Origin of the sequence: Aurantibacter sp. (genome assembly GCF_039941195.1) — a bacterium.
In the GTDB taxonomy this organism is placed as follows: Bacteria; Bacteroidota; Bacteroidia; order Flavobacteriales; family Flavobacteriaceae; genus Aurantibacter_A.
Map to the genome: position 1 here is coordinate 24,541 of NZ_JBDVFA010000015.1, position 12,790 is coordinate 37,330.

The 12,790-nt window shown below is 35.8% G+C and carries 8 protein-coding genes; 4 read left to right on the top strand and 4 right to left on the bottom strand.

Annotated features, from left to right (window positions below; all coding sequences use genetic code 11):
- Positions 1–117 precede the first annotated feature (117 nt).
- From ABJF52_RS02655 to dnaE, 3 genes are all read right to left on the bottom strand, one after another.
- On the bottom strand, positions 118–1,047 hold the full coding sequence (locus ABJF52_RS02655) for a DUF58 domain-containing protein (RefSeq protein WP_348145900.1): 930 nt from the start codon (positions 1,045–1,047) through the stop codon (positions 118–120).
- A gap of 101 nt (positions 1,048–1,148) precedes the next feature.
- Positions 1,149–1,466, bottom strand: a complete 318-nt coding sequence (gene trxA / locus ABJF52_RS02660) for a thioredoxin (RefSeq protein WP_348145902.1) — start codon at positions 1,464–1,466, stop codon at positions 1,149–1,151.
- 138 nt (positions 1,467–1,604) lie between these two features.
- A complete protein-coding gene (gene dnaE, locus ABJF52_RS02665; RefSeq protein WP_348145904.1) occupies positions 1,605–5,984 on the bottom strand; it encodes a DNA polymerase III subunit alpha in 4,380 nt (1,459 codons plus the stop codon).
- 189 nt (positions 5,985–6,173) lie between these two features.
- Here dnaE and ABJF52_RS02670 point away from each other — a divergent pair, with 189 nt between their 5' ends.
- The 3 genes from ABJF52_RS02670 to rimM all read left to right on the top strand — a co-directional run bounded on the left by ABJF52_RS02670 (position 6,174) and on the right by rimM (position 8,832).
- Positions 6,174–7,571, top strand: a complete 1,398-nt coding sequence (locus ABJF52_RS02670) for a sulfatase (RefSeq protein ID WP_348145907.1) — start codon at positions 6,174–6,176, stop codon at positions 7,569–7,571.
- Positions 7,572–7,713: 142 nt separating this feature from the next.
- Complete coding sequence (locus tag ABJF52_RS02675; RefSeq protein WP_348145910.1) at positions 7,714–8,280, top strand: 30S ribosomal protein S16; 567 nt, start codon at positions 7,714–7,716, stop codon at positions 8,278–8,280.
- A 12-nt stretch (positions 8,281–8,292) separates the two neighbouring features.
- Complete coding sequence (gene rimM / locus ABJF52_RS02680; RefSeq protein ID WP_348145913.1) at positions 8,293–8,832, top strand: ribosome maturation factor RimM; 540 nt, start codon at positions 8,293–8,295, stop codon at positions 8,830–8,832.
- Here the strand turns inward: rimM and ABJF52_RS02685 are convergent.
- Positions 8,809–11,523, bottom strand: a complete 2,715-nt coding sequence (locus ABJF52_RS02685) for a discoidin domain-containing protein (protein WP_348145916.1) — start codon at positions 11,521–11,523, stop codon at positions 8,809–8,811. The two genes, rimM and ABJF52_RS02685, sit on opposite strands and share 24 nt — an antisense overlap.
- Before the next feature lie 154 nt (positions 11,524–11,677).
- Here ABJF52_RS02685 and ABJF52_RS02690 point away from each other — a divergent pair.
- The coding region (locus tag ABJF52_RS02690) for a sulfatase (RefSeq protein WP_348145919.1) at positions 11,678–12,790 on the top strand (1,113 nt) is incomplete at its 3' end.

Here is a 12,790-nt window from a genome sequence, read left to right on the forward strand (position 1 = left end):
CCCACTCACCTCTAGTGTTTATAGTATCACAAGGCCTATTAGTATAGAAAAATAAATTTTTAATATTTTTTACTCCAATGAAAAATATAGCTTCGATTTTGAGAATATGAAACTAATTCAACCAAATTTCTGACGCTCATTCATAAATGTGTTAATCACTTTTGAAAAACCATCCGCAACATCTATACTGACATATTTTATTCGATATTGGGCACATTTTAGTTTTAAAGCTTCAAAATAAGATTGAACTTCTTTTTCATAAGACTCTTTTACTGCATCGGCATATAAATCGATTTTCTCACCTGTTTCTACATCAACAAATCGTTTAGGTGTATTCCCAAAATTGAAATGCATTTCTTTTTCACTATCTAATAAATGAAATAATACAACCTCGTGCTTGTTATATTTTAAATGCTGTAATGCACTAAACATTTTATCATTTTCCACACTGGTTTGAAACATATCTGTGAACAAAAACACTAAACTTCTACGCTTAATATTTTCCGCTATTAAATGAAGATTTTCGTAGGTCGCTGTGTGTTTAGCGGGAGTTTTTTCCTTAGCAATTTCGCTTAACTTAGCTAATAACATTTGATGGTGACGTTCACTACCCTTTTCAGGTGCATAATAACTATAGTTGTCTGCATATACACTTAAACCTACAGCATCTCGTTGTCTTTTAAGAACATTCATTAAAGCCGCTATCGACAGAACACCAAAACCTATTTTATTTAAATTCGCTATACCTAAATTAGCAACTTCAGGATAATGCATCGACGCCGAATTATCTAATATCATGTGACATCTTAGGTTAGTCTCTTCTTCATAACGTTTTGTATAAAGTTTATCCGTTTTTGCAAATAACTTCCAATCAATATGCTTAGTGCTTTCCCCAGGGTTATAAATTTTATGTTCAGCGAATTCTGCTGAAAACCCGTGAAACGGACTTTTATGTATTCCACTAATAAAACCTTCAACCACTTGATTGGCTAAAAGCTCTAAATTTTGAAATAATACCGCTTTATTTAATTCTGATTGCAGATTCATATTTCGAAGATACTAAAGACCAGATTAAGGTATAAAATAAAAAAGGTTCAACCATGACTAATCATAATTGAACCTTCTTGAATTAAAACTAAATTTAATTCTTACAATGCAGCGTCGATTGCATCTGCATAAACTTGTTTAGGAGAAACACCAACTTGTCTAGTTACAATTTCACCATCTTTAAAAACCAATACAGTAGGTATATTACGCACACCATATTTACCAGCAAATTCTTGATTTGCATCAACATCTACTTTACCTACAACAGCTTTACCATCATATTCAGTGCTTAATTCTTCAATTACAGGCCCAACCATTCTACAAGGTCCACACCATGCTGCCCAAAAATCAACTACTACTGGTTTATCACTTTTTAACACTACTTCCTCAAAAGTAGCATCTGTTATTTCTAATGCCATTTGATTATTTTTTTAATTATACAAAGTTAGTCAAATATTACGCTCAAAACTTACTAACGCTTTATTCCTTATATCTATTGCTATATTGAGCAAATCTATCATTATAATTTATAAGCACTCCTTAATAAAATGCCAAACTTAGTTTAACTTATAATGAACATCTGCTTCTTCCAACGCAGTTAGTAATTCTGTACTAATATGCACCTTTTGTTTTCTACTAATTAAATTTACTTTTATTTCCTCACTCATTTCATAAACCACAAAATTTAAGGCATGATCGCCTTTATGCGTGGTCATTGTATCTTTCAACACTCGAATTCTATCTTCTTGTAAATTATCAATATTCAATTTTATCGTCAATTTTCTTGCATAGGCATTCATTACATCTTGCAACAACATAAAACTATTAAATTGTATTCTTGGATCTCCTTTTTTTCCCGTTTCTCGATTAACCCATCCATCTTTTACATAAACCTTTATATAAGCGAATGAATTTATCATTAAAAAATGTCTAAATTTTAAATACTCTTCCCCAAAAATTCGGAATTCAAAGGAATCTGTATAATCTTCTAATGTAAATGCTGCCCAACCTTTTCCGTTTTTCGAAATACGATGTTGAACATCTGAAATTACACCCGCGAACGAAAGTTCCCTACTTACATAATCTGGCAAATTGTGCATACATGAAACATTAGCATTACAAAAAGATTTAATTTCCTTTTTAAAATCATCCAATGGATGACCCGAAATATAAATACCTACTACTTCTTTTTCTCTACGTAGTTTCTCCATTGTAGCCCACTCCTCACAATGCGGAACTTCTGGCTCTGGAATTTGCACTTCACTTGCCTCCCCAAACAAACTAACTTGTGATGAATTCGCATTCTCTTGAAACTTTGCGCCATATTTTACCACCTTTTCTAAAAAGGTAATCCCATCATTTTCAGATAAAAAATATTGAGCTCTATTTACTCCAAAAGAATCAAAACCACCAGCGACTGCTAAATTTTCAAAAGCCTTTTTATTCGCTGCACGCAAATCCAAACGTTTTGTCATGTCAAAAACAGATTTATATGGACCATCTTTTTTTCTGTTTTCAACAATAGTTTCTACTGCAGAACGGCCTACACCTTTAATTGCCCCCATTCCAAATCGAACAGCACCTTCTTGGTTCACCGCAAACTTGTAGTATGATTCATTTACATCTGGACCCAAAACAGTTAGTCCCATGCGCTTACATTCTTCCATAAAGAAGGTAACCTGCTTTATATCATTCATATTATTTGAAAGCACAGCCGCCATATATTCTGCCGGATAATGTGCTTTTAAATATGCGGTCTGATAGGCAATATATGCATAACAAGTTGAGTGACTTTTATTAAATGCATACGCAGCAAAAGCCTCCCAGTCCTTCCAAATTTTTTCTAAGACGTCTCGTGGATGGCCATTACCTTCACCACCATCTAAAAACTGTGGTTTTAATTTCTGCAGTAAAGCAAAAATCTTTTTACCCATAGCTTTTCGTAATACATCAGCATCACCTTTTGAAAAGCCCGCTAATTTTTGTGAAAGCAACATCACCTGCTCTTGGTATACGGTAATACCATAAGTCTCTTTTAAGTACTCTTCCATATCCGGCAAGTCATACTTAATTTCAGCGATACCATTTTTACGCTGAATAAAGGTTGGAATATATTCCATTGGCCCTGGTCTATACAAGGCATTCATCGCAATTAAATCATCAAAAACTGAAGGTTTTAAATCCTTCATGTGTTTCTGCATCCCAGGAGATTCGTACTGAAATATACCTACCGTATCTCCTTTTTGAAAAAGCTCATACGTTTTTTCATCATCTAAAGGAAAATCATCAGGCACCAAATCGATGCCGTGTTTTGCCTTAACAATTTTAACGGTATCCTTAATTAAGGTCAAGGTTTTTAAACCTAAGAAATCCATCTTCAATAACCCTGCACTTTCAACCACAGAGTTGTCAAATTGTGTTACATATAAATCTGAATCTTTGGCTGTTGCAACAGGAACGAAATTGGTGATATCATCGGGAGTAATTATCACTCCACAAGCATGTATACCAGTATTACGAACTGAGCCCTCTAAAGATCGAGCCATATTAACGGTCTGGGCTTCTAAATCACTTCCTTCAGAAATATTTAATAATTCATTAACCTTCTCTAAATCATCTGCTCGAAATTTCTTTTTTAAATCTGCTTCAGAAACCCCAAATATTTTACCCAGTTTCGACATGGTGGGTATTAATTTAGCAATTCTATCAGCATCCCCTAGAGGTAAATCAAGCACTCTTGCTGTATCTCTAATAGATGACTTTGCAGCCATTGTACCGTAAGTAATAATTTGAGCAACTTGATTGGCTCCATATTTATTAATTACATAATCCATTACGCGCCCTCTGCCTTCATCATCAAAATCAATATCAATATCTGGCATTGAAACACGATCAGGATTCAAAAATCGCTCAAAAAGTAAATCGTACTTTAATGGATCTATATTGGTAATGGTTAAGCAATACGCTACAACCGAACCAGCTGCCGATCCCCTACCTGGGCCAACAGAAACATCCATATTACGAGCCTCTCTAATAAAATCTTCTGTAATTAAAAAATAACCTGGATACCCTGAATTTCTTATAGTATCTAGCTCAAAATCGATTCGCTCTCTAATTTCTGAAGTGATTTCTCCATAACGTTTCTTAGCTCCTTCATAAGTGATATGTCTTAAATAGGCATTTTCACCTCTATTACCACCATCTGCATCTTCGGCCACCTTAAAAGCATCAGGAATATCAAATTTCGGAAGCAATACATCTCTAGCCAATTCAAATGGCTCTACCTTATCCACCACTTCTTTTACATTCGATATGGCCTCGGGCAAATCTTTAAAAAGAGTCTTCATTTCTTCTGAAGACTTAAAATAGTATTCTTGATTAGGCAAACCATAACGATACCCTCTACCTCTACCTATTGGCGTAGCCTGTTTTTCACCATCTTTTACACATAAAAGAATATCATGCGCATCGGCATCTTCTTTTGCACAGTAATATGTATTATTCGTAGCTACTACTTTTACATCGTGCTTTTTTGCTAAGGGCACCAACACTTGATTTACACGATCTTCATCTTCTTGACCATGGCGCATTAACTCGACATACAAATCATCTCCAAATTCCTTCTTCCACCACAGTAAGGCTTCTTCAGCTTGATTTTCACCCACATTTAAAATCTTACCAGGAACCTCACCATATAGGTTTCCTGTAAGCACGATAACATCTTTTTTGTATTGCTGAACAATTTTCCTATCAATACGCGGGACATAATAAAAACCATCAGTATAGGCGATAGAAGACATTTTACACAAATTCTGATACCCATTTTTATTTTTGGCTAACAGCACTATTTGATAACCGTAATCTTTTACATTTTTATTTAAATGGTCGTCGCAAACAAAAAACTCACAACCGATTATAGGCTTTAGTGTTTTACCATTTGCAGGCTCACCATGCTCTTCTGCAATTTTATTTTTCTCTGCTACAGTTTTGTTATGAGCTTTTACTTCTTTTACGAAATGGAAAGCCCCCATCATATTTGCATGATCGGTTAAGGCCACAGCAGGCATATCATTTTCTGCTGCAGATTTTACCAAACTCTTTATATTAATGGTACTCTGTAATACTGAAAATTGAGAATGGTTATGCAAATGAGAAAAAGGTATCTCAGCTAAATTCTCAAGATTTTCTTCAATTTCTTCTGATGAAACACCAGCTGTAGCTTCATTCCATAAAGCATCTGCAATTTTTTTGGATGCCTTTTTTAAATTGATATGTTTTAATCCGATTAGCTCTATTTCCTGAGGGTTGGCCTCGGAGAAATTTTTAAAATAGTCAGGTTGAACATCTAACTGCGCTGCTGTATATTGTTTTTTTCTAATAAGCTCTAAAAAACAGCGTGTCGTTGCTTCAACATCTGCAGTCGCATTATGCGCTTCTGAAAATGGCTCTCCAAAAAGAAACTCATGCAATTCAGTAAGTGTTGGCAATTTAAACTTACCTCCTCTACCTCCAGGAATTTGACAAAGTTGTGCCGTATGTTCCGTACAAGTATCTAAAACTGGAAGTTCCTGCAAAGGATTCTTAACAGCCAATCGGTGGAATTCCGCACCCATAATATTCACATCGAACCCCACATTCTGACCGACAACAAATTTAGTTTGCGCCATTGCCGCATTAAATTTATCTAAAACTTCTGCCAGTGGAATACCATCTTTTTGCGCCAATGCAGTAGATATACCATGTATTTGTTCTGCATCATAAGGTATATTGAACCCTACTGGCTTTATCAAATAATCTTGACTGTCCACCAAATCACCCATATCATCATGTAACTGCCACGCAATTTGAATACAACGTGGCCAGTTGTCTGTATCAGTAATTGGCGCGTTCCATCGTTTCGGAAGTCCAGTTGTTTCAGTATCAAAAATTAGGTACATAAATTATATTCTATCAATTGTGCAGCTACCGTTAGGCAAGGAAAAAATGCTAAAAAAAGTGCCTATAAAAATAGGGAAAAGACACAGTTATAAAAAAGGATATTATTAGGAGTTATTAACGTCTGTAAAATAATCTACTATCACACTACATAAATAATTGGTATCTTCATTTTTTATAAAATTATACTAATGAAAAACCTATTTACCTTACTATTAATTACTTGCTTTTATTCTAACTTAATAAGTCAAAATTCCGCTGATAAAAAACCAAATTTCATAATTATTTTTACTGATGATATGGGTTATGGCGATTTAGGTGTTTACGGACACCCGACTATAAAAACACCTAATCTAGATCAAATGGCTTATGAAGGTCAAAAGTGGACTAACTTCTACGTTGGAGCAAGTGTTTGCACCCCAAGTAGAGCTGCTATTTTAACAGGTAGATTACCTATCAGAAGCGGTATGACAAGTAAAAAACAGCGCGTTCTTTTCCCAGATTCTAAAAACGGGTTACCAGCTAGCGAAATAACTTTAGCCGAGCAACTAAAGAGCGTTGGCTATAAAACAGCTGCTATAGGAAAATGGCATCTAGGACATAAAAAACAATATTTACCTACCAATAATGGATTTGATTATTACTTTGGAATTCCATACTCAAATGATATGGATTTATTACAAGGAGATGAATTTAAGAATTATTGGAGCCGTCCTTATGACTCCATTGAACCGGCACATTTTAATGTCCCACTTATCAGAAATACAGAAATAATAGAGCGACCTGCAAATCAGAATACTATCATTAAACGCTACTCAGAAGAAGCTATCAACTATATAAAGGAAAATAGAAACAATCAGTTCTTTGTTTATCTAGCTCATAATTTACCACATGTACCTTTATTTGTTTCAAAAGAATTTGAAGGTAAAAGTAAAAGAGGGTTATACGGAGACGTAATTGAAGAAATTGATTATGGTGTTGGCGAGATATTAAAAACTCTAAAAGAGGAAGGATTAGAAGAAAACACCATTGTAGTTTTCACATCTGACAATGGCCCATGGCTACCATTTAAATTACACGGTGGAAGCGCCGGCTTATTACGAGCAGGCAAAGGTTCTACATGGGAAGGTGGAATGCGAGAACCAGCAATATTCTGGGCGCCTGGAAGAATTAAACCTGATGTAATCTCCGAAATTGGATCAACTATGGATTTATTTACAACCTTTAGCAATTTAGCCGGAGCCGAATTACCTAAAGACAGAATTTTAGATAGCCATGATTTAGGTCCGGTATTATTTCAACAAAAAGAAAGCACTAGAAAAAGTATTATTTATTACCGTGGTAACGAAATTTACGCTGTTCGTTTAGGCGATTTCAAAGCACATTATATTACACAAGGTGTATATGGCCAATTTGGAAAAAGAGAAGAACACAACCCACCAATCTTGTATAATTTAAGTCACGATCCAGGAGAACAATTTAATATTTCAGACAAACATCCTGAGGTCTTAAAAGAAATAAAAAGTCTAGTAGACGCGCATAAGGCCAAATTAGTTGTTGGCAAAGATCAATTAGCAGAACGGGAATAACCACTACAACCAACACTATGCAAATATATTTCTTTAAAATTCATTTGGTTTTAAAGAAATAAAGTATATTTGCAGCCCTTTTAAAGGGAAAACTTAAAATGAATTAATAACCTGGGTCGGGCACCCTACAATTTAATGTGATATGCCAGTAAAAATTAGACTTCAAAGACACGGTAAAAAAGGAAAACCATTTTATTGGATCGTAGCAGCAGATGCACGTTCTAAAAGAGATGGTAAATATCTTGAAAAATTAGGTACTTATAATCCTAATACAAACCCTGCAACAATTGACCTTAGTATTGACGATTCTGTAAAATGGTTGCAAAATGGTGCTCAGCCTACAGATACGGCTAGAGCTATTTTATCATACAAAGGTGTTATGATGAAAAAACATTTATTAGGTGGTGTTGCCAAAGGTGCTTTTTCAGAAGAGCAAGCAGAAGAGAAATTCAATGCATGGTTGGAAGAAAAAGGAAAATTAGTAGGCGCTAAAGTAGATGGTTTAGAAAAAGCGAAAGACCAAGCTAAAGCAGAAGCTTTAAAAGCCGAAAAAGAGGTTAATGAAAAACGTGCAGCTGCTGCAGCTGCTGCGGAATTACCTGAAACTCCAGAAGGAGAAAGTGCTGAAGATGAAGTTGAAGCAGTAGCTGAGGCTCCAGAAGCTTCTGAAGCCCCAGCAACTGAAGAAGCTCCTAAAGAAGGAGAATAAAAATGTAAAACGATGCGCAAAGAAGATTGTTTCTATCTCGGCAAAATCGTTTCAAAATACAGCTTCAAGGGTGAGGTTCTTGTAAAATTAGATACCGACGAACCTGAGATTTACGAAAACATGGAATCAGTATTTATTCGTCTTAAAGCGAATAATCTGGTTCCATTTTTTATTAAAAGTTGTCGTCTTCACAAGTCTGCCTTACTACGTATTGATTTTGAAGACATAAATGATGAGCAAAGTGCAGATCGTATTATGGGATCTGAGCTTTTTCTACCTTTGGAGCTCTTACCTAAATTAACGGGCAACAAATTCTATTTTCATGAAGTTGTTGGATATACACTACAAGATTCTGTTCATGGTGATATAGGAAATATCACAGGAGTTAATGACAATACCTCACAAGCACTATTCGTAGCAATGAAAGGAGACAAAGAATTATTAATCCCAATTAGTGATGAAATTGTGACTAAAGTTGACCGCGAAAGCAAATCAATTCATGTAACAACGCCAGAAGGTTTAGTAGCTCTATATCTTGGTGACACCATATAATTTCATTTCCCGCATCGTCCAAGGGTACTTTTCTTGCTTTTCGTCTTTTAATTCGGATGTCTGAATAATTTTTAAATATTTGGCTTTTACTGCATCAAAAGCCATAACAATATTTGATTGTTGACACACACCTTTATCAACTGTGGTCCATTTTATACCGTCCTCAGAAACCTGCAACTCATACGCTCTTGGATAAGTAGGCAACGGTGGTGGCGATCCTTCTCTCCAACCTTGCGAGATTCCAGGAGAAACATAACGCAATTCTGTAACAGTTGCGACTTCAGGTAATTCAATTTGAAACCACATGCCTTTTTCTTGATTTTCACCTGTAGACCATCCTTCAAAATTAAAAGCTCCGGCAGCAGAGGCAGACCCTCCTACTCTAGTTTGAACAGCATGGCTAGCCGAAATAGCCCATGAATCATCAGGCACCATTAGCTCTGGCACAGAATTAATTAATCCATCATATTCGTAATACCCATCTTGTGCCTTTGTTTTAGACCGTACTTTAGCCACCTCCTCCTCACTTACGACAGTGGCTTCATTTGAAAGATTAGTTCTAATATAGGAAGCAATTGAAGCAATCCAATCATCAGATTGTTCTTTATTACCTACCATTATTCCTGCAGGATATGTTTTACCAGCTAAAGGACCTTGCAAGCCATGAAGCAGGGTCTTTATTACATATTCAGGATGGCCTTGTAAACGATTTGAACCCGCTAGTGGTGGCGCCATAATTAATCCTTCACCTATTGGAGCTCCTAATCCATCTACACCATGACATTGAACACATAGTTCATTAAAAATAACCTGACCTTTATTCAATTGTTTTTTTTGATTATCAGTAACATTCGCCCTAGAATCATCCCACCAGTTTTTAGCCTCCTCAGGATTCAATATTTGACCTCCTATAGTTTGTACTCCTTTAGCCATATTCGATTTTAACGCATTTTCTATGGCTGAGTGCAATCCAGTAACTTCTAAAATATTACCAGTTAACATGGCCTGAATAACGACATCAACATTTTTATCTGATAACATATTCAAATACAATTCTGCAAAAGATTTATCGCCAGCCTTATATAAAGTTTCACTAGCACGCATAGCTTGAATTCGCATTCGTGGATTGGAATCTTGCAACAACTCAACCAATAATTCAGACTTTAGCGAGCCCAATCCTTCCAAACACCAAAGTGCATGAAAACGAGCTAAAAGATTATCATTTTGTTTAACAATTTCTTCTAGTGCAGGAGCTATACTATTGTCCTTCGATAACACTATAAGTTGTTGCGCCTTATCTCTCCACCATCCATTTTTATGTTCCAAAAATTGAACTAGTTCTGCTGGTGTTTTTTCCAACATATTTGGCTTTGTTGTATCGCGCGTAAAATCGTCATGTGTGATTCTCCAAATTCGTCCAAGACCAATCACTTTATCCAATTGATATTGTTTAATTTTCGCTCTTAAATATGTTCCTTCTTGCGCCCAATTACCCTCCTGAATAATCCCGTGATACATATCGGTAACATACAAGGTGCCATCTGGAGCAGTCGTTAAATCTACCGGACGAAAAAGTGGATCTGTAGATTTTAAAAATTCCGATTTTTCATCTTGATAAGCATTATGTAATGTTGTAAGGCCTTCCGTAACAACAGGATTCACTTGCCTTACTATTCGAGCAACAGGTTCACCATAAAAAAGCTGACCGTACATTTCTTTTGGCAAGCGATCGCCTCGATAAATATCATTACCTGCCGCACCTGTCACTCTAGTGGGACCTCCTGTTCTTTCACTAACGCGATCCATGCCTTCTTGCAAATCGGCAACTTTCACAGGTGCTCCCCAAGGCTCTTCAAAACCTTCGGCGTAGTTTTCTTCATATTTAAAATTACCATAATGTACTGGAAATTGGAACTGAGAAGGCAAACCACTGGCACCTCCTAAAAATGAAAGTTTTCCATCATCATCATGTGTAACACCCCATTGCGCTCTATTGAAACCAGTGTTTTCACGAATTATTCCATTATCTGTTTCTCTAATTCTAAAAGCATTATATGTACTATACAACCAATTATCCATATTATAGTACATAAAGGCCTGTTGATGCTCAACATTACCCGAGCGACCATAATTATCTGTAAAAAACTCTTTCTTGTCAGCCTTACCGTCTCCTGTTGTATCTGTGTATTTATAAACAATATCTGCATCTGATTCCATGGTCAAAACACAATCTTTACCATACGGCAAAACAAAACGTGGAAAAATCAAACCATCAACAAAAACAGTTCCAGTCTCATAAACTCCATCATTATCTTTATCCTCCCAACGAGAAATCCTACTTTCGGGCTCTAAAGTTTTATCAGAATCAACAGTTAACATGTACGTTCTTAATTCCAAAACAAACATTTTACCATCGCCATCAAAGGCTATCGCCGCTGGTTGTTCTATTTCTGGCTCAGTAAGAATTGGTTCAATATGATACCCTTCGGGTAAAATAAATTTTTCAACTTCTTCTTCCGCTTTTAAAGGAAGAATTGGTGCTTTAGGTTCCAAATCAATACCCGCCCAATCATCGGAAGTAATATCTACCCCCTCTGGAATAACTATTTTAGGTAAAGAATCCGACATTGCTCCGATTACTTGATCCACCGGATGAGGCCCCTTTTCTTTTGAAACACAACTGCTAATCAATACGATAGCAATTAATAGATAAAAAAACTTTATAGTAAATAATTTTCTAAGCACTTGCAGACACATATAAATTGAAGAAATTGTAATTAATCTAGTTTTTACAACCAATGAAATTAAGTATATTCATTGCAACTAACAAGCTTATATTATTGAAATGCAAACATTGAATTTCCCAAACAAAAACAACGTTTCTAAGCACATAGCAATAGTCCTATTATTTTTAAATTTTGCCTGCAAAGAAGCCGATAAAAATACTCCAACAAAATTAGGTCCACCAAATATTGTTATCATTTTTACTGATGACCAGGGCTATCAAGATATTGGAACTTTTGGTTCTCCTAACATTCTTACCCCTAATGTCGATCAAATGGCTAAAGATGGAGTAAAACTAACTAGTTATTATTCTGCCCAACCCATTTGCTCAGCTTCTAGAGCTGGTATTTTAACCGGATGCTATCCAAACCGAATTGGAATTCACAATGCTTTAGGACCAGGTAGTCCGGTAGGTATTAACTCTAAAGAAACAACAATTGCTGAAATGCTTAAGGATCTAGGCTACAAAACAGGAATTTTTGGAAAATGGCATTTAGGTGATGATAAAAAATTTCTACCTACACAACATGGATTTGATGAATGGATAGGTATTCCATATTCTAATGACATGTGGCCTCACCATCCTTGGCAAGGCACTGTATTTAACTTTCCAGCACTTCCATTATATCAAAATGAGAAAGTAATAGATACTCTCGAAGACCAATCTCATCTCACAACCCTACTAACCGAAAAAAGCATTGATTTCATAAATCGCCATAAAGACAACCCATTCTTTTTATATGTGCCGCATCCACAGCCGCATGTACCTCTTTTTGTGTCAGACAAATTTAAAGGGAAATCGGAGCGTGGACTTTATGGCGATGTTATTATGGAAATAGACTGGTCTGTAGGACAAATTATTGATGCTTTAAAAAAGAATGGTCTTGAAGAAAATACAATGATTATTTTCACCTCAGATAACGGTCCTTGGTTAGCTTATGGCAATCATGCCGGAAGTGCTTTACCTTTTCGAGAAGGAAAAGGAACAGCATGGGAAGGGGCACAACGCGTGCCATTTGCTATAAAATATCCAAATAAACTCACACCGAATAGAACGTTAAACACCCCAATAATGGCTATCGATATTTTACCAACAATTGCAGAAATTACCGGAGCGAAACTACCAGAAACAACTATAGATGGCATGAGTGTGTGGAAGGTATTAGCTGGCGAA